We start from the raw sequence: 23614 nt of genomic DNA on the forward strand, positions 1-23614 counted from the left end.
GCGGACAAAGGAAGAAACACCGCGCATTTTCAGCAGGAACCCGCCGTCTGGATAATCACTCCCAGCCACGGGGCGCCCGCAACCAGCAGACCGGAGGGACACCTGTTCGCGCCCCTCACCTGCGCAAAGCGTGCCCGCCGCACAGGACACGCCGTCAGATGCGTGCCTGCCGCTGCAGGGTCCGCACCTGTTCGGCGGTCAGGTATCGGCTGTTCGTCACGCCGTTATCCCCCTGCCAGCGGCCAATGGCATCGCGGGTGGCCGGTCCAAACGCCCCGTCGGCGCGTCCCTTCAGATAACCCAGACTGATCAGCTGTCGCTGAACCGCAACGCGTTCGTCGCGGGTCAGACCCAACAGTTCCTCGTCTATGGCTGCGGCGCGGTCCTGGGACGGTGCGGGATTGCGCCCTGCCGCATCGCTTTGCAGCGACCGCAGTTGGGCCGCGGTGACATAGCCCGTCACACGTTCGCCGGTGTCGCGCTGCCACGTGCGGATCGCCTCGCGCGTGCCGGTGCCGAACAGGCCGTCCGCGCCCTTGGGGTCATAGCCCAAGGCAATCAAATCACGCTGGATCTGTATCCGCCGGGTTCTGGACAGGCCAAGGTCCAGTTCGGCCTGGGCCGCGGATGTGGCGGCATCGGGCGTGGTCGAAGCCGCTGCGGCGGCCCCCTGCTGCAATGTCCGGGCCTGGTTGGCGTTCAGGTATCCGTTGCCCGGAAGCTGTCGGGCATCCTGCCACGCGGCGATCGCCCGTCGCGTGCCCGACCCGAAATCACCGTCGATCCCCGATCTGTAGAACCCAAGCGCCGCCAGCCGACGCTGAATGGCCATCCGGCTTGTGCGCGACAGTCCCAGGTTGGCCTCCGCCCGGGCGGCGTTGTTTTCGACAGCGGGCGAACCGTCCAGCTGTGAAAGCCGTTCGCGGGCGTCGCGTGCGTGGGTGCCATTGGGATAGGCCTCCAGGTATTGGCGATAGCCCGCGGCGGATCCATTCTGGACGACGCCTTGCCACAGCGACGTCTCCTGGGTGCCCTGCTGCTGTTCAAGCAGGGACCGCGCGATGGTGCCGATCATGTCCTCCAGATCGGCCTGTGCCATGGCAATATGGCCCGGCATCGCCAGTGCGCCTGCCAGCATCGTGGATATCATCAAGCGTCGCATCATGTCTGTCTTTCCCACCCGGATCAAAGCCGTGTTCTGAACGCGCATGATACCCAAAATATTCCCGAAAAAACTGTCGAACCGGCGGAATGAACCAGATGTGTCCGATCGTGTCGGTAGCAGGGCGTCATCCGCATGCGCGACGAGATGCTTGTGACGACGGCCTTTTGCCCGGCGATGCCCCAAAGTGAGGTCCGTATGATACCGAACCTGATGGATCCGCGTCGTCACGCCGGATCCTGAGCGGATTTGTCCGGGCCGGGTGACGGGCGTTGCGCGCCGGGGCGGGCGAGGATCGGGGCCGCCTGCGGTGACGGGTCCTCGATGCTGACCGCCCTGACTTTTCCACGCCACAGGATGAACAGGCCCGACAGCACGATCAGGCCCGACCCGACCAGCATCCCCGGCGTCAGCGTCTCGCCGAACAGCGCAATGCCCAATGCGGTCCCGAACAGCAGCCGCGTATAGCGGAACGGGGTGACGGCGGACACGTCGCCCGTGCGCATCGCCTTCATCAGGCTTGAATAGGCGCCGATCCCGATCAGGACCGTCCCCGACAGCAGCAGGGCCGCGCGCGCATCGGGCACTACGAATCCCTGTCCCTGCCACAGGGAAAACAGCAGTCCGGCCACGACCAGGGCCAGAAACCCGTACAATCCCAGGATGGCCGTGCTGAGGCTGCGCGGGGCCGCGCGGCTTGCCAGATCGCGCCCCGCGAACCCCAGCATTCCGACCACCGCCAAAAGCGACAGCGCCGAAAACCCGTCGGTTCCGGGTCGCAGGATGATCAGCACGCCCATCAGGCCCAGAACGATTGCAGTCCACCGACGCCAGCCGACGCGTTCGCCAAAGATCAGGGCGGCGCATGCCACCACCACCAAGGGTGTCGCCTGCAGGATCACGGTCGCGGTCGACAGCGGGATCAGTGCCAGCGCGACGACATAGAACAGCCGGCCCGTGATCTCGAACAGCACGCGGACCCGCATGGCCCGCGACAACACGTCGGGCGTCATCAGCGCATCGCCCTGTGCGCGGGCGACGGCCGCAAAGATCGTCGCACCGCCCAGACCGAACAGGACCATGACCTGACCCGCCGGCAACAGGTCGGCTACGGCTTTGACCAGCGCATCCTCGACCGCGAATGCGGCCATGGCGATGATCATCCATGCGGCGCCCATGGCATTCCGCCCTGTGGTGATGTCGGTACGCAAGATCGGGCCTCCATGGCTGCCTATCTGTTGCGCATATGCCTCCCCGGCGCGACACACAAACCCCTTACGGCGTGGCCTGGCGTTGATGACTGCGATCATTGCCGCGATGCATCGGCGGCGACGCGAACGGAACCGGAACACGCAGGCTGCGTTGTCCACGCAGATCATGAAAGGCAGCTCCAATGGATGACACCGATCCCAAATCGAACCCCGCTGACAACGCGGAAAAAGATCCCTCGTCATGGGTCAGCGGCGATGACCCGATGACCGGCGCACAGGCGTCCTATCTCAAGACACTCAGCGAGCAGGCTCATCAGCCGGACGCATATGACGAATCCATCAGCAAGGCAGAGGCATCGACCCGTATCGACGCATTGAAAGCCAAGCTGGACCTGGAATGAAATACCGCTGCGGGCAGGACGAGGGCCCGCAGCACCCCTCGGACTGTCGCATTTGTGTGTGAACAACCGCATCGCTGTCAGGTTCTGGTGACGACGCATCCGTTTTGATTGGACCTTTCACGTGCCTCTCTGCATCCTCGTTGTCGCCAGCGAGACCAAAGATCAGCGTGCAGAACGCCGGCGCTATGCCGATACCGCATCCCATGAGAGCTATATTCTGGCGCTGGAGGCGTTGCGGGACGATCTGACGATCGCTTCGACATCCTGTGTCGACGGGCGGGCGCAGATGGCGTTGGGCGATCTGGCGCAATTCGACGGCATCATCTTTGCTGGTTCGCCGATCCAGATGCACCATGCCAACACAGAGGCACGCATGGCCGCAGATTTCATGCGCCGTGTCTTTGGTTCCGGGACACCATCCTTTGGATCGTGCGCCGGGTTGCAGATCGCGGCGGTCGCTGCCGGGGGCGCGACAGGGCCGCGACGACCCGGCATAGAGGCGGCTTTTGCGCGAAATATCGTCACGACGGAACAGGGCCGGGATCATCCGATGCTGTCCGGGCGGCCGTCGGTCTGGACGGCGCCCGCCATGCACTCCAGCATCGTCACGGCTCTGCCACCTTCGGCACGTGTCCTTGCATGGAACGCCGACACCCCGGTCGAGGCCGCCGAAATCCGTCATGAAAACGGTATCTTCTGGGGCGTCCAGTACCATCCGGAGATCAGCCTTGCCGAGATTGCCGCGTCCCTGCGCCGTCAGTCGTCGGACCTTGTCAAAGAGGGGCTGGCTGTCAGCCTCAAGGACGTCGAAGATCACGCTGACAGGCTGCAGTCGCTGAGCGACGACCCGGCCCGTCGTGACCTGTCATGGCAGCTGGGCGTCGATGATCAGGTGACCGATGTCGGCAACCGCATGCGCGAGATCGGCAATTTTCTGGCGGCGCTGGATGGGGGAACACTAAGGGCGCCCACCCGACAGCATCGCCACCCGCAGCCATCTCCCTGATTGTATTGGACCATGTGACCAAACGGCACGTGATGGAACGAGGGATGGGGGCAGGCGTTGGCCCGCGAACAACGCAATTCGGACGGAACCTCATGCCAGATACCCAGCACCATCCCCTTGCCATCGTGACCGGAGCCGATTCAGGCATAGGGCGGGCGACGGCCATCGCGCTTGCCAAGGCGGGGCATGATCTGGTGATCACCTATCATTCGGACAAGGACGGTGCTGCCGAGACGGTCAGGATGATCACGGAAACCGGGCGTCAGGCACGCTATGCACGCTGTGACCAAAGCGTGGCAGAGGACATCATCGCCCTGTTTTCTGGGGTGGATGACAACGGGGTCGTTGCCAGCGTTCTGGTCAATAACGCTGGCATCGACGCCAGCGGAACCCCCGCGTCATGCATGGCCGATGATGACTGGTTGCGCACGATCGCCACCGACCTGACCGGGCCGTTCATGCTGTGCCGCGCCTTTGCCACCCGCGCCATAGCGGCGGGCAACGGCGGGCGGATCGTCAATGTCAGCTCTATCCACGAGGATACGCCGCGTATCGGCTCTGCCGCATATGATGCGGCCAAGGGTGGACTGCGCATGCTGACACGGACCCTGGCGCTGGAATTGGCCAGCGAGGCGATCACCGTCAACAATGTGGCACCCGGGATGATTCTGACGCCGATCAACCAAGCGGCCAAAGACGACGCCGACCTGCGCCGCAGGATGGAGCGCAACATCCCGTTGGGCCGTGCGGGTCAGCCCGACGAGGTCGCGGACCTGATCGCCTATCTGGCCTCGGATGCCGCAGGCTACATCACCGGTCAAAGCTTTTTCATCGATGGCGGGCTGTCGATCAATCTGGGGCAGGGCGCGTGATGCTGCGCGATGCCGAGGGCTATCTGCCCCTGTCGGATTACGCGGCCCTGGGTGACGGCCGCGGTGTGGCGTTGACGGGCGTGGACGGGGGCATCGACTGGTGGTGCGTGCCGAACATGGACAGTCCGCCGCTGTTCGATCGCCTGTTGATCGGTCACAGGCCGTTGGAGAACGGTGCGCAGGGCGGGCATTTCACGATTTCGCCGCAGGGTGCCTTTACTGCCAGCCGACAGTATCGGCGCGACAGCAATGTGCTGGAAACACGGTTTCAGACGGATGACGGTGTGGCCGTCCTGACCGAAAGCCTGAACAGTTCGACCGCCGGACGCCTGCCGTGGGCAGAACTGGCGCGGCGCGTTCAGGTTCTGGAAGGGCATATGAGTTTCGACGTCGTTCTGCAATTGGGGCACCGCGCTGGAAAGCGCAGCCCCTATATGGCAAAGCGCGGTCCGTATCAGACCTTCCAGGTCGGATCGGTGTTGGGCCTGTTTCTGCATGGCGACAGACTGCATGTCGACGATGACGGCGACGACCGGGTTGTGGCGCGCCTGTCGCTAAGCGCGGGCGAGAGCGAGGTAATGGCCATCGTCGCAGGTGCGAACGAGCCGCTTGTCGTGCCGCCTTTGTCCGATATCGATGCCCGGATCGACCTGTCGGACAAGGAATGGCGCGACTGGAGCGCGCTTATCGCACCGGACGTACCGGATCGCGACTTTCTGATGCGTCAGGCGTTGGCGCTGAAGCTTTTGCTGTACGCGCCCAGTGGGGCGATCGCCGCTGCGGCGACCACGTCGTTGCCTGAACGGATCGGCGGCGACAAGAACTATGACTATCGCTTTGCCTGGGTCCGGGATGCGGGCTATGTCATTGAATCCTTTCTGCATCTTGGCATCATGGCCGAGGCCAAGGCGGCGTTGACCTGGCTGCTGAACCAACTGTGCGCGCATGGCGCCAAGGTCTGTTTTGCCCTGGACGGCGGCGTCGAGGAGGCCATGGAGGAGATCCCCGTTCCCGGCTATCGCGGGTCGCGCCCTGTCCTGTCGGGCAACCGCGCGGCGCGACAGCATCAGCACGGCATCTATGGTGACATCTTTGAAACCGTTTCGGCCTTTGCCCGCGCTGGTGGCCTGATCGATTCCCGCAGTGCAGAGACCCTGTCGCATCTGGCCGACGAATGCGCCGACCGCTGGAAGCAGAAGGACAGCGGCATCTGGGAATTGCCCGAACTGGAACATTACACGATGTCCAAGATCAGTTGTTGGCAGGCGCTGAACCGCGCGGTCGAACTGGCCGACGCGGGCCAGCTGCCCACCACCTGCCGCGACAGATGGAGCCGCGAGCGCGCCCGCATTGCAGAGTGGATCGACGCGAACTGTTGGAACGAAGGCATCGGCGCCTATGTCATGCATCCCGGCACGACGCGGCTGGACGCGGCGCTGATACTGGCTGTCCGGTTCGATTATGACGGCCACGACCGACTGCGCAGCACGCTGGACGCCATTGATGCGCAACTGGGGGCAGGCGGACACCTGCATTACCGTTATTCGGGGATGGATGCAGAGGAGGGGTGTTTCCTGGCCTGTTCCTTCTGGATGGTCGAAGCACGCGTTCTGCTGGATCAGCGTGACAAGGCACAGACGCTGATGTCGGGGCTGCGCGGACGCATCGGCGACGCAGTCGGCGTGCTGCCCGAGATGATCGATCCTGACAGCGGGGAATGGCTGGGCAACATGCCTCAGGGCCTGAGCCATCTGGCTGCATTGCAGGCCAGTCTGGCGCTTGCACGGGAAAAAGCCGGACCGTCCTGAGGCATTCAGTCGTCCGATCGCAATGCGTTGAAGACAAGGCCCTGTGACATGTGACCGAAAGCGCTGCGAGATCCCGATCGCCTTGGACGGTATCACAGAGTTATGGTTTCCCCTGCTCTCTGGTACAGCAAGAGTCGCAGTCACGTCCACCAACGCTGCCAAAACCGCCCGTGGCGATGATGACCGAAATACCGGGACAGCGGACGCGCGGTGGTAAATTTCATCAAGTGGTCATGTTTCGAAAGGATTTCGGGTGAGTGCTGGGTGAACTGTCATGCCCCTAGGTGTTGAAAGGCTGAGTAGTCATGTCCGGCCCATGGGACCGACATCAAGAATGCAGGCACAACCGGGGTTCAGCACTGACGATGCCTGATGGTGACAAAGGCTCTGTTCCGCATATTGGTTGAGGGAGTGATCTGGTGCTTCCTGCGTGGTCGCCGGGGCGGACTGATACCCTCTTGCACACGATCAAGAACTAGCCCGCCTGTAACGATGCTGCCGAACAGTGTGGGGCGCTAACCATCCGGTGCGATCCGGTGATGACGGGGCGGGCCAAGCCAACCGGCAAACCCAGCCAACACGCCGAATGCACGCCGCCTTTCAGATCCGTCTGACCGTGAAGGGGCTGGTCGGCATGGCGCTCTCTGGCAGACAACCGGTTTCGTGAACAGCCTGCCGCCCCCGACCGGTTACTGCTGAACCTTTCCCAACGTCTGTACGTTGGCACCGCGCCAGAAGACCCGGATGGTCCAGTGACCTCTTGACCGACAGCACAAGCGTCTGGGCAAAAGAAAGTGAAGTCTGGATGAACACGCTAGCATGGGGCTACCAAGCGCCGGGTTGGACGCAACATCCACACGGGAATTGACCAGCGAACGCTGGCACTACGCGCGGCCAAGCTTACCGCCGCTGATGTCGGTGACGCACTGATACTGCCCGACCAGATCGCCACCGTCGCCGCTGATGGCGCCTTTGATATCCGCAAACGCCACGATGCCATCCGCCCATGATGTCGTCGCAGTCATACCGCCCCGCAGAAACGCACACCATGGAAGCCCGGAACAATCGACCGCGAGACGTAAGCGTATCAGTGTTGGGTCGCCGTGGGTGTGCGCCCCGAATGGTCGGATTTGATTGTTGGTGCATGGTCGGCCTGTTGGCAGGACGCTCTCGGGCATGGGCGAGCGGTATCGGAGGGAGCTATGCGGCCTTACGATGTTGTAATGGCGGCGGCATCGCTCGATCAGGATCCGGGCCTCACGCAGCGCGGAAAAGACCTCGCCGTTCAGGAACTCGTCCCGAAACCGGGAGTGAAGCTCTAGCAGTAGCCGTTCTCCCATAGTGATCCTAGCGGAAAATACGTCGTTCTGGCACCGACCGCCCCAATCCAGATCCGCACCTTTTTGGCCGTGAATTCAGCGTCGTTATTCGACCTTATGAACTCCGGACGGCCGCGGAAGATAAACAGCTCGGTCAGGGCGCCGATGACGTCGGTCGAGTTGAGCTTGCGTTCTACCCGTATTATCAGCGCCTCCGTCGTGAGCTCGTCAGTGAGTGTAAGAGTGCGGATAATCCGCCCATCCTGCGTCCGGTCCTGGACAAAATCATAGGACCGGACGTGATTGAATCGTTCCGGCCTCAGCTGGACACAGGAACCATCGTTCAACCAAAGCCGCTCTTTCCTGGCTTGCTTTTGCGGGACGTGCAGCGCTCTCCACCTCCAGACCCGTTCGACCCATTTATGGTTCAAATGCCAGCCGCCGTTGCTCAGCATTCTGGTGATCATGCGGTAGCCATAGCGCCCGAACTCTTGCGTCAGCGCGGTGATGTCCTCGGTCAGCCGCTCTTCGTCGGCCAGACCGCAGGGACCTTTGCTGCTGGCATGGATCGGTGTTGACCCAGTGTGCAACAGGCCCGACGCTTGGAAATCCGGAGAATTTGCCGCACATGATCGATGCGCTGTCGACGGCGGGAAGGGCGGGGAGGTTTCCCGGGCAGCCTCCCCCAAGATAATCTTATCCAACGTCAGGTCAGATATCGCTCGTCTGAGCCGCTGATTTTCTGTCTCAAGCTCCTTCAGCCGTTTGCACTGATCCCGGCTGATCCCAACATCCTCTTTACGCCACCGGCAATAGATCTGCACCGTCGCGCCGATCTGCCGCACAGCCTCCGATACCGACTTGCCCCGGCCCTACAGAACTGCAACGTGCCGCGACTGCAGCACAATATCCTAGGCTCTGGACTCATAACCAATAGATAACGGCTGCGGCGAGCGCGATCGCCGAGAGGAAGACCTTGGGGCACCTGTCATACCGAGTTGCGACACGCCGCCAGTCCTTGAGCCTGTCGAACATGATCTCGATGCGATTGCGGCGTTTGGAGCGACGCTTGTCGTATTTCACGGTTGTCCTGCGCTGCTTGCGCCCCGGGATGCATGCGCGTATCCCGTTGTCTTCCAACGCTTTTCGGAACCAGTCGGCATCATATCCGCGGTCCCCGAGCAGCCAGCCGACATCCGGCAGGCTGCTCTGGGACGCCCGCGCGCCGATGTAATCGCTGACCTGCCCGGCGGCAACGAAAAGGTTCAACGGCCGGCCCTGGCTGTCACAAATGGCATGCAGCTTGGTGTTCATGCCGCCCTTGGTCCGACCGATCAGGCGACCGCCCCCCCCTTTTTCACGCCCATGCTGGTCGCGGTGCGGTGTGCCTTGAGGTCGGTCGCGTCGATCATGACGGTATTCTTTTCGCGGCACTCTGCGGCCAGGCCGGCCATGATCCGGGCAAAGACGCCCTTGTCACTTTATCGCCTCCAACGGTTGTAGAGTGTCTTGTGCGGGCCGTATTTCGCAGGTGCATCACGCCAGCACAAACCATTGCGGTTGATAAAGATAATCCCGCTCAGCACCCTGAGGTCATCGACCCTTGGCCTGCCGTGGGACTTCGGAAAACAAGGCTCCAGACGCGCCATCTGCGCGTTGCTCAGCCAGAAGAGATCAGACATATCACCGCTCCGTTTCCAGAACCCTGAATCACGCAGCCAATCTGAAATCAATGGGTCCAGAGACTAGAGTGTCTCTGGCTTTCCAGCCATCTTCCGGTCCTGCTGCAAACGGGATAATCATATCCCTGTCGGTGGAACACGTCAGAGAGGGCACTCCGTCTGATCATGTCCACTCTCACCGTTCTTGGTCGCTTTCCTGTCGTCGTCGTCTCCATAACAACCGCAGCAGGTCAGATCAGGGAACAATGCCGCTGACGGCCTATCGGCGCCTGTGAAAACCGGAACGGATCGCCCGCATCGACAGCTTGGTTCACGAGCCGTGAATCAGGCTGCGCGGCTCAATCAGTGGTCGCTTGGTCCAACTGACCGAACCGACCGCCTTGGCTGATTTGACGACGTCAGGAATCCCAGAACATCAGGGCGTTTGAAATCGCGGCATGCTATTTACTTGCACAATAGGCCTTCCAGCCACCGAAACTCGTAATATCCTTTGCGTTCGTGAGGGCATATGGTTCGCAGAGGAACCCTGACACTGTACTGCCATCTGCCAATGTCAATTTGCCGATACCCAGTGGTGCCGGGATCGCGCCAACGAAACGACCGAACGCGGCATCGGGCAGCGCCCAGATTTCGACGTCGATCGCGGCACCGGTGCTGTCACGGATCAAACCCGGTTTCGATGGCACGGTACCTTCGAGCGCGTACAATCTGTAGGCCGCGTCCGTCGTGGTTTTGCGTAGCAAGCGTCCACCGGCATCCGTCAACTGATGGTTCAACGGCATGCCGCTGAGATGGGCGCCAACCACGGCGATGGCGATCATGCCGTTCGGGACGGCAGACGGTTCCAGCGCCGGCAGCATAGCCGCGGTGTCACGACCCATGCCGCAATTGGCGGCCTGATGCATCGCGGCGGCAAACGGGGCCAGACCATCATCACTGAAGGCGGGACCAATCAGAGTGACCCCTCCCGGCAGTCCGTCCGGGGTCAGACCTGCGGGGACAGCGATGGCGGCATAGCCCAACAGGTTCGCAAAATTGGTATAGCGGCCGAAATGACTGTTCTTGGTGACAGGATCAGCCAGCATATCGGCCACCGTATAGGTCGTGGGCGATGTCGGCAGCAACAACAGATCGACACTGTCCCAGACCGCGGCGACCTGGGCGCGCAACTCTTCCAGTCGATAGCGTCCGTTAAACGCATCAACGGCATCATAGCGGCCTGCGGCACCAATGATGCCGCCTACAGTCGGATCGAAATCGGCGGCATTGGTGGCTTGAAAACTCCCGACTGCGGCGAGCCGCTCGGCGACCCATGGTCCCTCATACAAAAGCGCCGCCGCTTCGCGGAATGGTGCGTAATCAAAGGGCACGATCGTCCCGCCAAGTCCTTCGGCCCGGGCGATGGCCTTGTCATAGAGCGTCTCGTAGGCCTTGTTGCCATAAAACTCACGCTCGGTCCCCGCCAGAACGCCGATGCGAGGCGCTGGCCTTATTCCGACCGGTTGTGCCACCCTTGTAAAGCCATCGCCCGCATCCACACCGTCCATCACGGCGCGAACGGCGATGCCGTCACCAACACATCCCGCAAAGACTGTGACCACATCAACGCTCCGGCAGGCGGGCACGACGCCAGTGTTGGGCACCAACCCCGGTGTGGGTTTGATGCCCACCAGATTGTTGAATGCGGCAGGCACGCGGCCTGAACCGGCGGTATCGGTCCCAAGCCCGAAGGTTGCAAGCCCCGACGCCACCGCGACAGCCGAACCCGAGGACGACCCGCCGGACACATACGCGGCGTTGAAAACCGACCGCGGTGCGCCATACGGTGACCGTGTTCCGTTGAGCCCGGTGGCGAACTGGTCAAGGTTCGTCTTGCCGACCATCAACGCCCCCGCCGCGCGTAGGCGCGAAATCACGGCAGCGTTCCGTGTCGGCTCATAAGCATAGGCAGGGCAACCTGCAGTCGTCGGCAGGCCGGCGACGTCGATATTGTCCTTGGCGACGTAAGGCACACCCCACAGCGGAAGATCGGGCGGACCGGTCATCAGATCATGCGCCGCTGCACGCAGGGCATCATCGGCAACCGGGGTGATGAAGATCGCGCGGTCCGTCGCGGCATGGCGGCGGGCGATGATCTCTTCGACAAGATCCAGGGGGGTGGCCCCTTTTGCATAGGCCTGACGTACCGCATCAAGGGTCAGAATTTCGGGAAACATCAGCAAGCCTCCAATATGGCGATGACTTGGCCCGTGCGGAGGGTCTTGCCCGGCGTCACACGGCATTCAAGCAATTTTCCGGCGGCAGGGGCCAGGACCCTGATTTCCATCTTCATGGATTCCACGATCGCGACCGTATCACCGGGGGCAACCGTATCGCCGATGGCGACGGTGTATTTCCACAGATTGCCCGGGATCGGGCTTTCGACGCCGATGCAGCCTGCCGCAATGTCGGACGTCGCTACCTCTGCGGCCCCGCTGTCGCTGATAAAACTGTCCAGGCCATTGGCTTTCCAGCGGGCGCGCTCTGCCTCGAACGCATATTGCTGACGGGTCTTGAATGCGGTGACGCTGTCGGCCTCTGCCGCCAGTTTCGCCTTGTGGTCGGCCCAACGAAAGCTTGTCTGCTCGATCTTGACGTCATAGCCGCCGTGCGGAAAGGCCGCGCGCGCCTCGGTCAGTTCTTCGTGCGAGACGGGAAAGAACCGGATCTGGTCAAAGAACTGCAACAACCATGGCTGCTGCGCAAAAGCCTCGGTGCGTCGCCACGTGTTCCAGACCTGGATCGTGCGCCCAAACAGCTGATAGCCTCCGGGCCCCTCCATTCCATAGATACACATATACGCGCCGCCGATCCCGACGGCATTTTCAGGCGTCCAGGTGCGGGCAGGGTTGTATTTGGTCGTCACCAACCGGTGGCGTGGATCGATCGGTGTGGCGACCGGCGCCCCAAGATAGACATCCCCCAGACCCAGGACCAGATAGCTGGCATCATGAACGATCTGACGGACCGCGTCCTCGCTTGGCAGGCCGTTGATCCGGCGGATGAATTCGATGTTTGATGGACACCATGGCGCATCAGGGCGCACAAGCTCCTGATACCGCTCCATGGCCAGCACCGCCTGGGGGTCGTTCCAGGAGAGCGGCAGGTGGATGATACGGGAAGGCACGGTGACTTCCTCGGCCGGAGGCAGTGTGCGTTCAATCTTGGTCAATGCGTCCAGCAACGTGCCACGGGCAAGTCTGGTGCTGTCATATTGGATCTGCAACGAACGGATACCCGGCGTCACGTCGATCAGGGGCAGGCCTGCGTCCTGTACAGCCTGCATCAGCAGATGCACCCGCAGGCGCAGTTCTATATCCAGCGCCATGTCGCCGTATTCGACCAGCACGTTGTCATCGCCCTGCCGGCGATAGACCACCGGGACGGGGCCGTCAGTGTCCCCACCCAGAACAGGCGATCCGGCACCGATGACGGCCGGTCCCGCGACAGGGTCGGCATCGCGGTTTTCCGGAATGAACCGAACCCGATCACCGGGGCGCAACTGACCCAACTTCCACAGATCGATATTGGCAATGACCGCGGGGCAGACAAAGCCGCCAAGGCTTGGGCCGTCGGGACCAAGAATGATCGGCATATCGCCCGTGAAATCAATCGCGCCCACGGCATAGGCGTTGTCGTGCAGGTTCGACGGGTGCAGACCTGCCTCGCCCCCGTCAGCGCGGGCCCATTTCGGCGCGGGTCCGGTCAGGCGCACACCGGTCCGGTCGGAATTGAAATGGACCTCATAGGCGGTGTCGAACAATGTGGCAATGTCATCGTCCTGAAAGAAATCGGGCGCGCCATGGGGGCCGTAGATGACGGCGATCTGCCAGTCCTGAGTCAGATCGGCGGGTTCGGGCGGCACCGCATCGCCGCATGGCATGCGCGCCAACCCCAGGACGTCACCCGTACGGAGCGTGCCGGTGGCGTGACCACCGAATTTCCCCAGGCCAAAGCACGCGCGCGAGCCCAGCACCTCTGGCGCGGCAAATCCCCCCGCCACGGCAAGATAGGCACGCTGTCCGGGGCCAGTGATCGCACCTATCGCAAGAATACCACCTGCAGGAACATCCACGACCGGACCCACGACCGCGCCGTCCAGTGTCATTGCCATCTGCGCACCCGTCAGCGCGACCTTTGCGGCTGTCGCAAAGCGCAGGGTGGGGCCGTTGACCGTCAGCTCCAGGGCCGCGGTGTCGGGGTGATTGCCCAGAACGCGGTTTGCATTGCGAAAGGACCGCGCATCCATGGGTCCTGAGGGCGGCACGCCCACATGCCACAGTCCCAGACGTCCCGGCAGTTCCTGAAGGCTTGATTGCGCGCCCGGTGCGATGACCTCGATGCATTGTGGATCGAACGCAAAGCTGTCCAGCGCAGTCGTGGCCACCTGACCAGAGGCCAGCAGCTCCGACCCGGCAATCGCACGCAGGTATCGCAGATTGGTTTCAACGCCGCCGATCCGGGTGTCGTTCAATGCCTGTTGCAGGGCCGTGATCGCGGCATCCCGGTCCGCACCATGAACGATGACCTTTGCCAGCATCGGATCATAGAACGGCGTGACATCGCTGCCGGTTTCGATCCAGCTGTCGATGCGGGCCGTGCCGGGAAAGCTGACTTCGGTCAAACGCCCGGCTGCCGGACGAAAGTTGGCGTGCGGGATCTCGGCATAGATGCGCGCCTCAAAGGCGGCGCCTCTGGGCGTCGGGGCGGTCCGTGGCAGGAACGTTTCACCAGCCGCCTGGCGGATCATCCACTCTACCAGATCGATGCCGCAGACGGTCTCGGTCACCGGATGCTCTACCTGCAGGCGCGTGTTGACCTCCAGAAAAAAGAAATCCTCGCGCAGCGGGTCATAGATGAATTCAACCGTCCCGGCAGACGCATAGGACACAGAGGCACATAAATCGACCGCCGCGCGATGCAATGCGCGGCGCACGGCATCCGAAAGGCCCGGCGCAGGCGTTTCCTCGATCACCTTCTGATTGCGACGTTGAAGCGAGCAGTCCCGTTCGCCCAAAGCGATGACATGGCCTCGTCCATCGCCAAAGACCTGGACCTCCACATGGCGGGCCTTGGACACATAGCGTTCCAGAAAGACACGCGCATCGCCAAAGCTGGCCGTGGCGGTCCGCTGCACGGCAGCAAAGGCGTCGCGTAATGACGCCTCGTCAGCGCAGAGCTGCATCCCGATGCCGCCACCGCCTGCAGTGCTTTTGAGCATGACCGGATAGCCGATATCCAATGCGGCAAGAACGGCGGCATCGACATCGGGCAGCAGGTCGGTGCCAGGCAACAACGGCACACCGGCACGGCGCGCCAGATCACGCGCTGTATGTTTCGCACCGAAATCGCGCAGATGGACGGGGTCAGGCCCGATAAAGACGATGCCCTCCTGTGCCAGCCTTTCGGCAAAACCGACGTTCTCGGACAGAAATCCATAGCCGGGATGGACCGCCTGCGCGCCGGTCTGCCTGCACGCAGCGATGACCGCATCCGCATCCAGATAGCTTTGCGCAGCCGGGGCAGGCCCTAACCGGACCGCCTCATCGGCCATCCGAACGTGACGCGCGAACCTGTCGGCGTCGGACCAAACCGCAACGCTCGCGATACCCATGCTGCGCAGCGTCTTGATGACGCGCACGGCGATTTCGCCACGATTGGCGACCAGAACCTTATTGAACATGGCTCAACCCTTGATGATGACGCGGCAGGGCGTCGGATCAAACCCGTTGCAGGGGTTGTTGATCTGCGGACAGTTGGAGATGACGCAAAGCACATCCATTTCCGCAACCAGTTCCAGATGATCTCCGGGTGCAGAGATGCCATCATCCACGGTCATCGCGCCATTGGGGCTGATCGGCACGTTCATGAAGAAATTGAGATTTGCGGTGATATCACGCTTGGTCATGCCGTGATTTGCAAGTTCCAGGATGAAGTTCTCGCGGCAGGAATGCTGGAACCGCGTGTGATGGCCGAAACGGACGGTGTTGCTCTCGCACGAACAACAGCCAGCTGAGGTGTCGTGCCGTCCGGCGCTGTCTGCGGTCACCCGCAGCATCACCCGGCCCAGATTCGACATGATCGCCGTGCCCGTGGTGACATAGGCCGCACCCTGCACGCGCAGGGTATCCTGCGAAGAGTAACGTTCGCCATGGTCATCAGCGCTGTAGAACAGGGTATCGATTGCCTGCTGTCCGTACGTGTCCTCGATCCGCAGGGTCTGACCCTTGCGAATGATGCCGGACCATGGCGCACGGGCGGGGATGTCAAAAATCTGGTCCATCATTGTGCCCCTTGCAGACGAGCATTGTTCTCGAATCCGCGCTGCGCTTCGGCGGTCGCTGTCCGGCACAGATCGTCGTCGGACACGGGCCGAGCCGTCAGGCACGTGACAGACAGGTCCGGCGGCGCTTTGCCTGACAGGGGGTCCAGCGGGTGGCGGCAGTTCGACAGCGCAATGAACAGATCCATTTCGGCGCGCAGGTCGACCCAATCGCCCGCTGCCAGCATCGCCGCACGCCACGTGAACCGGCCATGTGCATCGACGCGGACGGGTGCAAAGAGATTGAGGACCGGGGGGATGTCGCGTCGGCCCAACCCGATCTTGGCAGCGGCCAGCACCATGTTGTCGCGCGTATTGCGCCGCCTGCCGCTGTCATGGCCAGCAACGGATTCAGGGGTCGAGCCACCTGTCAGCACGTCATGCGCGCCGCTGCTATCCTCGACCAATGACAGCATGACCCGGCCCATGTCCGAAAAGACCACCCGGCCCTTGGTCAGGTCCGTCGTCCATTGCAGTTTCACCGTATCAGGCAGGCACAGACGTTCCGACGTATCGGCCAACGCCCATGCGGCAAGCGACACGGTGGACCCGTCACCGCCCGGCGCAAGGCGCAGTACCTCTCCTTTTTTGACATGCAGGGTGGTATACCAGTCGCCTGGCAAGGTTTCGGACAGGCGGTAGTTTTCGGCAATCGGCGCAGGACGCGGGCTGGGCTGGGGCAAGGTCTTTGCCTCCATCCCGTCGCGCTGAAACGCGATATATCTCTGGCGATCTGCGGCGATCTGATCGGGGGTGCGGTGGATATGCATCTAGGGCCTCACAAGCAATTCGGGTCGTCCCGCGATCATCTGATCCAGCACGGGGTCGTCCCGCAGCGCCGGCGTATCGTAAATCGTGCCACCACCGGCCACGCGCGGCGGCCAGATGGCAATGTCCTTTCCAATTTTCGCGCCATAGCGATCGGCCTCTTCGGGGCGTGTACTGGTACGCTCCAGCACGATGATCCTGGTCCCCAGGGTAAAAGCCTCGCGGAGGTCATGCGTCACCATCACCACCGTCATGGGCAGGCTGTTCCAGAGGCGTCGCATCAGGTCGTGGATGTCGGACCGGATGCCCGGATCAAGCGCGCCAAACGGCTCGTCCAGCAACAACACCCGCGGCTGCATCATCAACGCCTGCGCCAAGGCCAGCCGTTGCTGCATCCCGCCCGACAGTTGCGCGGGATATTTGGCTTCGGCACCCGCCAACCCCACATCGGCGATCATCTGGCGCGCCTGTTCCTGCAACAACCGTTTGCGGGGACCAGACAGACGGCCCCGAATGCGCGAACCCGCCATTTCCGGCCCCAGCATGACATTGCCGATCACCGTCAGATGCGGAAAGACCGAGTATCGCTGATAGACAACGCCGCGGTCCGGTCCCGGCTCTGACGGCAGCGGATCGCCATCCAGCAGTATCTGTCCCCGGGTCGGCTGTTCCTGGCCCAGAAGCATGCGCAACAATGTGGTCTTGCCACAGCCCGAGGCTCCGACAAGGGCAACAAACGACCGTGGCGTGATTTCCAGGTTGATGTTTTCCAGAACGATCTGGTCGCCGTATTCTTTCCAGACGTTCTTGATGCTCAGTTCGGTCATGTCGTGCCTTCCATCTGTGCCCAGGGGAACAGCCAGCGGCGCAGTCGCTCCAGCGTATAGTCGGCCATTGCGGCGATGAAGGTGATCCAGGCGACATAGGGAAAGATGATATCCATCGAGAGATAGCGCCTCACGAGGAAAATGCGGTAGCCGAGGCCGCTTTCAGATGAGATCGCCTCTGCTGCGATCAGGAACAAGAAGGCGGCCCCCAACTGCAGACGCAGGCTGCTGATCAGGCGCGGCAGGATCTGGGGCAGAACCACACGCCAGACAATCAACCAGCTGTTGGCAGAGAGTGTCTCTGCCTTGACGATCTGTTCCCGCGGCAGGTCCATCACCCGCTGCGACGTGTCGCGTATCATCAACGGCGCGATGCCGATCACGATCAGCGCCACCTTTGAAACCTCGCCCAGGCCAAGCATGATGAACAGGATGGGCAACAATGCCAGCGGTGGGACCATCGAAATGAAGCCTACGAAAGAGCCCAGCAAGGCGCGCATCGCCGGAAAGATGCCGATCGCCACGCCCATGACCAATGCCAAGGCCGTCGAAATGCCCAACCCCGCGCCCAACCGCTGCAGGCTGGCGGCGGTATCGGACCACAGCAGGTAATCGCCCGTCCGCCGATCAGGCGTGAAGGCCATCATGTCAATGGCGTTGGCCATGCTGGAGAATGCCGGCAGCAATTTATCCGCTGGATTGTCGGCCAGTCGTGCCGCCGACCCGATCACATAGGCGATGATCAGCAGCGCGAAAGGTGCAAGCTTCAGCGCCAGCAGCGCTGGCGGCGACAGTCTTTGATTGATCAGGCGCATGGTGGCAGGCCGGTTCACAGCGCGCCGTCAGCGGCCATCTGCATGAACTCGGTCGTAAAGCGAAACCTTACATTGTTCGGATCGCCCAGGATCGTGCCATCCGGCAGTTCAATTCCCACGGCATCACTGGATGTCGCGTTGGGCGTCAGCAACCCTTTGTCGAACAGGAATTCCCGGACAAGGTCCATCGTTTTGCCCAGATCAGGCGATGATGTGAAGGCCACGGCATCCGCAGGTTCGGCAAACAGCTGGGTCGCAGCCATCTGCGCCTCAAATCCTGCCTGATCGGTGCCGGAGACAGCACCCATTGCTGCCCGGGCCTCTGCGCCTTCCGGGGTATCGGACGCCATCAGGATGACTGTTTCATACCATATTCCCGCCAGTGCATTGCCGAAATCAGGGTTGGCGCTCAGAACGTCGGTATTGGCGACCATCAGGTCGATGATCTCACCGGGAACCATGGAGCTGTCAAAGACCGGGACTGCATCTGGCAACGCTGCGATTTCCGAGACCATCGGGTTCCAGGTGACCAGTGCGTCGACATCATCCGTCTGGAATGCTCCGACCATGTCGGGGTCAGCGGTGTTGACGACAGATACGTCCCGTTCGGACAGGCCCACTGAATCCAGCGCGCGGGCCAGCAAGTAATGCGATACCGAAAACTCCACCAGATTGACCCGCCGCCCCTCGATATCGGCAACGCTCTGGGCATCTTTCAGGAAAACGACATCATTTCCGGCCGAGAAATCGCCCACGATGACGGCGGTGGTGTCGATGCCGCCAGCGGCCGGTATCGACAAGGCGTCCATGTTCGTCACAGTCACCGCGTCATAAGCGCCGGCGGTATATTGGTTGATGGATTCGACATAGTCGTTGAACTGCGTAACGTTGATGGTGATGCCGTACTGTTCGGCCCAACGGTCCACGATGCCTGTGTCTTCGGCATAACCCCATGGCATCCAGCCGACATAAATCGACCACGCGACATTGAACTCGGTCTGCTCTTGTGCGGCCACGGGCGTTGCCAAAAGACCGGCGCCAAGAACAGCAAGTTTGGACAGCTTTGTGATGGTGGACAATGATTTCATGACAATCCCCTTCAGTATGAGTGGATTGGTCGCACAACTTCGACGCCAATCCCTTGGCTGTTCGAGGTCTCCCGGGCTTTTATCCCGCCGTGTGCCTGAAGGATCTGTCTGCCCTCCAAGTGCGGCTCTTGGTCCAGACGCATGTCACCATGCCGGAACCCTAGCCGCTTAACTCATCCCAAACCTTGACGAGCATGAGGCGGACGGCAATCGCCGAAAATAATGTCAAAGGCAGTATGTCCAGATATGCATACATTTTATGCATTCGTCGGTTGTATGCCGTTTAATAAGGCGTTCTTTGATCATGGCGTGCAGTGAACTATCGGATGACAGCGGTTTTCGCCGATTCCGGGACGAACCTCATGTGGTTCAGACATGTGTCGTGAACGGTGGTCATGCACTGACGATCACCGGGAAAACGGGACCAGCCAAACCGCGTTACTGAAAATGTGCGCGTCAATGCCGGTCTGATATGACAACGTGACAAGCAGGCTCCTGCCATGTGAGACGGACGTTGGCTGCCCCGAAGGGTGATCTGGGATGCACCGGTCCATTTCACACTGCAGATCAATGTCCTGTCGAGCCTCTGCCGCGGCAGAGGGACGGAATGATTGGCAGCATGCTGCAGACGGAGCGTCGGTTGGGCGGTGACCAGCTGCACCAACTTTTGTGCTGACGACCGACAACGCCAGTCGTTCAGATTTCGTATCGCCGCGACGATGGCCCTTTGATCATGCCGGTTGACCGCGCTGGCTTTTAGATCACAGGCGGTGGTCGACACGCAGGCATGACATTCAGGGCTTTGTGAATGGCGCATGGTGGATGTCGCAAGGGACACCGCCACTTCAAGCATGCGGGTTGTGAACTTCGCCCTTTGGCCGCGACCGGGATTGCCGGTCATGAACGGGGCGATCGACATGGTCACCAAAGGTGTGGTGACTGCTGATGGAGCCATGACAGCCGTTATTCTTATAGCGCTGTCATCGAACGGCAGGCCTTGGTTGTGTTCCTCATTCAAAAAAAATCGCCACGGTAGGAGGCCGATCGCCCTGCTTTACAGGCCAGAAACAAGCTCTCGCCACGCGCGGCACGACGACACTGTTTCCGAAGGCGTCAGACAGGATATTGCAGCCGAAACCGGGTCAGGCCGGGATGCACTGCCTGTTCTTTGATTCCACGGTTTGACGGTGCGTTCCTCTCTCAGGACAGGCGGTAAGCATTATTAGCCACGTTCGCCAATGGAAGCGGCACCAGCACGTGCGTTTTCAGAGCTGCAATGATGAGGGCGGGCCCGCCATCGGTTCGGGTGTCGATCCGAAGGGTTGCAAGCTTTGCTTGCGACGCTGAGCCGGGAGGCGGTGGCGAGGGAGTGGCAGCGACAGATAGTCGAGAACCTTAGGACCGGGTCGGGAGGCCCGCGCTCGACGAGCGTGACAGAGGCCGAGGAGGCGGCTTCGCGGCCTTCCGGTGGTATGCGCTGCTGCGGCTGGACGGCGCCTGGCTTGGCCCTATGCCACGCAGCCTTCCATCCCGCATCTGACACTCTTGGCGCTGCCATTGCGGCGGCATCGGTTCAAGCCCTGTGGCGAATGCATAGCCAGGCTGTCCGATGTGAAAGGCGACAGACCGAAGTGGCAGACGTTCACGCGCTGTCCCATCGGTTTCTTCCATATCGATATCGCGGAGATGCAGACCGCTGAGGGTAAGCTGTTTCCGTTCGTCGGCATTGACCGCACAAGCCGGTTTGCCGTGACCAAAGTGTCGGAAAGGCCGACAGGATGACGGCCTGGGGTTTTTTGCACCACCGGGTCTGGGCCATGCCAGGTCCACACCGTTCTCATGGATCGACCCATTGGACTGCCATCAGCCCCAAGGACAATGGCGAGGGGCATTCAGTTCGCCGAGCAGCCCGAAACCGCAACGCCATATCTTTCAGGCCTGTGCGCTTTGACATGATGTGTGACGCCAACGGGATCGAGCAACGCCTGATAAAGCCCAACCACTTATGGAGCTGCAAGGATTAGCAAACAGTCCGGGGCACTGTTTCCCCGAGCGACGGTCAGGTCGAGCGGATGAACCGCACCATCAAGGACGCAACGGCCAGACGCTCTCAGCAATGACCAGAACCCGCTCCACACCCACCTCGCCGACCTCATGGCCCCTTGCAACTTCGCGCGCCGGCTCAAGACAACCGGTGGCCTCGCACCTTGCGAATACATCTGCAAGATCTGGACAACCGAGCCAAGCAGATCCATCCAAAATCCGATCCACCAGATGTCGGGACAAAACACCGTGGACGGAGCGGGGGGCGGGCAGCGCCGCCGTCCTGATGGAAACCCGGCAGGCGCAGAGCGCCCGGAGCGCCACCTCGTTCCAGGACGGACCCGGGGGCCGACGGCCGGTGCGATCTCCCGTGGCAGATTCGACCCTTGCATTCAGGAGTTACGATGCCATTTGCCGCGACAGAACCGATGCTGCGGACGCAGGCATCCGTGGAGCAGGAACCTGCAAGGTTGGGGCGTCCTGTCCGTCTGCTGGCGCAGGATGATCCTGTCTGTCACCGTCTGATGCGCGCGCCGACCTGCCGTTCAGCGGTTGATGATCCCTTCGGGTGCACATCGTCGAGGAATGCAGGGCCATGGGTCGGCCTCACCCCTGCGCGCAACCGGTCGGGCGAGCGTGACGTATCCGGCGCGATCATCCGGGCCCGCCCGCCGACCACGGACCAAGGACCAAGGCATGCACCCGAACGATCTCGGACAAAGGCTGCGGCGCAGGGCAGAACGGCCGAAATAGCCGAAACCGCGACATGGCGGCCCGCCGCGCATCCGCAAAACCGCCCGACTGAAAAGGCCACGTTGCCAGAGGCGTAAGGCTGGAATTCGATTGTCGAATGCAATGGCTTGGACCTGGCCCTTGAGGGCTGATGTCCCCATGCGCGCTTGCGGGAAAACAGAAGGAAGGGCTTGCCAAATCCTTCTGACGGACCCACGGTCGCACGGCGTCGTGAACGCATCGAGTGGTGGCCGGGCCCCTCTGACGAAAGTGGCGGCGCTTTCGTGATGTCGGCACCCGATTTCAAATCCACCGCCTGGACTATTTCCTCATGACACAGGACACATTTTCCACCGCGCAGAAACGCCCGGTCCTTTCCTATCTGAAATGGGCGATCATCGTCACGTTCCTGGGCCTGGTTCTGGGCGCGGTGCTGGGGTGGCAGACGACCGGCACGCTTGGGGGCATGCTGTCGATTCTTTTCATCGTCACGGTGCTGGCGGTGCTGGAGATCTCGTTGTCCTTTGACAACGCCATCGTGAATGCCAACAAACTCAAGGACATGCAGCCGGTCTGGCAGCGCCGCTTTCTGACCTGGGGCATCCTGATCGCCGTCTTCGGCATGCGGATCGTGTTTCCGCTGTTGATCGTGGTGGTCGCGGCGGGCATCGGCCCGTGGCAGGCTCTGGTCCTGGCCGCCAGCCAGCCCGACGAATACGCCCGGATCATGCATGACGCGCATCTGCCCATCGCCGCCTTTGGGGGCACGTTCCTGATGATGGTCGGTCTCAGCTTTTTCTTTGACCACGAAAAGGACGTGCATTGGGTCGGATGGATCGAACAGCACATGGCCAAGTATGCCACCATCCGTGGCGTCGAAGTCGCGGTCGTATTGCTGTTCGTGTTGGGTTTTTCGCACCTGCTGGAGGGTGTGGAACGCACCACGTTCTTCAGTGCGGCGATCTGGGGCCTGATGACCTTTCTGCTGGTCGAAGTGCTGGGGGGATTGCTGGACAGCAGCCAGGAAGTCCTGCAAGGCGCCGCAAAGGGCGGTCTGGGTGCGTTCCTGTACCTGGAGGTCCTGGACGCGTCCTTCAGCTTTGACGGCGTGATCGGTGCCTTTGCGCTCAGCCAGAACCTGTTCGTCATCGCGATCGGTCTGGGCATCGGCGCGATGTATGTCCGGTCGATGACCATCATGCTGGTCGAGAACAGCACCCTGTCGGAATACCGGTATCTGGAACATGGTGCCTTTTACGCGATCATCGCGCTGTCGGTGGTCATGTTCGCACAGGCCCTGATCCACATCCCGGAGGTCATCACCGGACTGGGCGGCGCGACGTTGATCGGTATCTCGCTGTGGTCGTCGATCCGCTTCAACCGGAACAATCCGCAGGCCGCAATACACTGAAGAACACGTTTTGCGGCCGCGATCATCGCGGCCGCAGGATCGGCCAGTGTGGCTGTTTCACCACGGACAGGCATCGCGGCTTTCATCATCCGGCAACCACCGGGGCGT

The 23614-nt window shown here is 61.7% G+C and carries 15 protein-coding genes, 2 pseudogenes and 1 riboswitch; of the genes and pseudogenes, 6 read left to right on the forward strand and 11 right to left on the reverse strand.

What is annotated here, in order from left to right:
* Positions 1 to 154: 154 nt before the first annotated feature.
* Entirely contained in the window at positions 155 to 1150 is a 996-nt protein-coding gene (locus ACJJVR_RS01595) for a peptidoglycan-binding protein (protein ID WP_405401903.1), read from the reverse strand.
* 239 nt (positions 1151 to 1389) lie between these two features.
* Complete coding sequence (locus ACJJVR_RS01600) at positions 1390 to 2340, reverse strand: DMT family transporter (protein WP_405401905.1); 951 nt, start codon at positions 2338 to 2340, stop codon at positions 1390 to 1392.
* 215 nt (positions 2341 to 2555) lie between these two features.
* Between ACJJVR_RS01600 and ACJJVR_RS01605 the strand changes: the two genes are divergently transcribed.
* The 5 genes from ACJJVR_RS01605 to ACJJVR_RS01625 all read left to right on the forward strand — a co-directional run bounded on the left by ACJJVR_RS01605 (position 2556) and on the right by ACJJVR_RS01625 (position 7470).
* Complete coding sequence (locus ACJJVR_RS01605; protein WP_405401703.1) at positions 2556 to 2774, forward strand: DUF3072 domain-containing protein; 219 nt, start codon at positions 2556 to 2558, stop codon at positions 2772 to 2774.
* Positions 2775 to 2895: 121 nt separating this feature from the next.
* On the forward strand, positions 2896 to 3780 hold the full coding sequence (locus ACJJVR_RS01610) for a glutamine amidotransferase-related protein (protein WP_405401705.1): 885 nt from the start codon (positions 2896 to 2898) through the stop codon (positions 3778 to 3780).
* Positions 3781 to 3872: 92 nt separating this feature from the next.
* Positions 3873 to 4652: an SDR family oxidoreductase gene (locus tag ACJJVR_RS01615; protein WP_405401707.1), complete on the forward strand. Its 780-nt coding sequence runs from the start codon at positions 3873 to 3875 to the stop codon at positions 4650 to 4652.
* Positions 4652 to 6460: a glycoside hydrolase family 15 protein gene (locus ACJJVR_RS01620; protein WP_405401708.1), complete on the forward strand. Its 1809-nt coding sequence runs from the start codon at positions 4652 to 4654 to the stop codon at positions 6458 to 6460. Before ACJJVR_RS01615 ends, ACJJVR_RS01620 begins: the two co-directional genes overlap by 1 nt.
* Positions 6461 to 7338: 878 nt before the next feature.
* On the forward strand, positions 7339 to 7470 hold the full coding sequence (locus tag ACJJVR_RS01625; RefSeq protein ID WP_405401906.1) for a hypothetical protein: 132 nt from the start codon (positions 7339 to 7341) through the stop codon (positions 7468 to 7470).
* Positions 7471 to 7623: 153 nt separating this feature from the next.
* Here ACJJVR_RS01625 and ACJJVR_RS01630 read toward each other — a convergent pair.
* From ACJJVR_RS01630 to ACJJVR_RS01670, 9 genes and pseudogenes are all read right to left on the reverse strand, one after another.
* Positions 7624 to 8687: pseudogene (locus ACJJVR_RS01630) on the reverse strand (IS3 family transposase); the annotation flags it as partial.
* 16 nt (positions 8688 to 8703) lie between these two features.
* Positions 8704 to 9461: pseudogene (locus ACJJVR_RS01635) on the reverse strand (IS5 family transposase).
* A 440-nt stretch (positions 9462 to 9901) separates the two neighbouring features.
* The gene (gene atzF, locus ACJJVR_RS01640; RefSeq protein WP_405401710.1) at positions 9902 to 11677 is read right to left on the reverse strand and encodes an allophanate hydrolase; all 1776 of its coding nucleotides are present in this window, start codon (positions 11675 to 11677) and stop codon (positions 9902 to 9904) included.
* Positions 11677 to 15183, reverse strand: coding sequence for a 5-oxoprolinase/urea amidolyase family protein (locus tag ACJJVR_RS01645; protein ID WP_405401712.1), 3507 nt, complete (start codon positions 15181 to 15183; stop codon positions 11677 to 11679). The genes atzF and ACJJVR_RS01645 overlap by 1 nt, the downstream gene beginning before the upstream one ends.
* Before the next feature lie 3 nt (positions 15184 to 15186).
* Entirely contained in the window at positions 15187 to 15786 is a 600-nt protein-coding gene (locus tag ACJJVR_RS01650; protein ID WP_405401714.1) for an urea amidolyase associated protein UAAP2, read from the reverse strand.
* Positions 15783 to 16592, reverse strand: coding sequence for an urea amidolyase associated protein UAAP1 (locus ACJJVR_RS01655; protein WP_405401716.1), 810 nt, complete (start codon positions 16590 to 16592; stop codon positions 15783 to 15785). The genes ACJJVR_RS01650 and ACJJVR_RS01655 overlap by 4 nt, the downstream gene beginning before the upstream one ends.
* Complete coding sequence (locus ACJJVR_RS01660; protein WP_405401718.1) at positions 16593 to 17417, reverse strand: ABC transporter ATP-binding protein; 825 nt, start codon at positions 17415 to 17417, stop codon at positions 16593 to 16595. It abuts the gene before it with no gap.
* Positions 17414 to 18232: an ABC transporter permease gene (locus tag ACJJVR_RS01665; RefSeq protein ID WP_405401720.1), complete on the reverse strand. Its 819-nt coding sequence runs from the start codon at positions 18230 to 18232 to the stop codon at positions 17414 to 17416. Before ACJJVR_RS01665 ends, ACJJVR_RS01660 begins: the two co-directional genes overlap by 4 nt.
* Before the next feature lie 14 nt (positions 18233 to 18246).
* On the reverse strand, positions 18247 to 19320 hold the full coding sequence (locus tag ACJJVR_RS01670) for a putative urea ABC transporter substrate-binding protein (protein ID WP_405401721.1): 1074 nt from the start codon (positions 19318 to 19320) through the stop codon (positions 18247 to 18249).
* Positions 19321 to 19386: 66 nt separating this feature from the next.
* Positions 19387 to 19495: riboswitch (guanidine-I (ykkC/yxkD leader) on the reverse strand.
* A gap of 2931 nt (positions 19496 to 22426) precedes the next feature.
* On the opposite strand from ACJJVR_RS01670, the gene ACJJVR_RS01675 reads away from it, so the two are divergent.
* Complete coding sequence (locus ACJJVR_RS01675) at positions 22427 to 23506, forward strand: DUF475 domain-containing protein (RefSeq protein ID WP_405401722.1); 1080 nt, start codon at positions 22427 to 22429, stop codon at positions 23504 to 23506.
* Positions 23507 to 23614 lie beyond the last annotated feature (108 nt).

The sequence above is a fragment of the Paracoccus sp. Ld10 genome (assembly GCF_045064235.1).
Classification (GTDB): Bacteria; Pseudomonadota; Alphaproteobacteria; order Rhodobacterales; family Rhodobacteraceae; genus Paracoccus.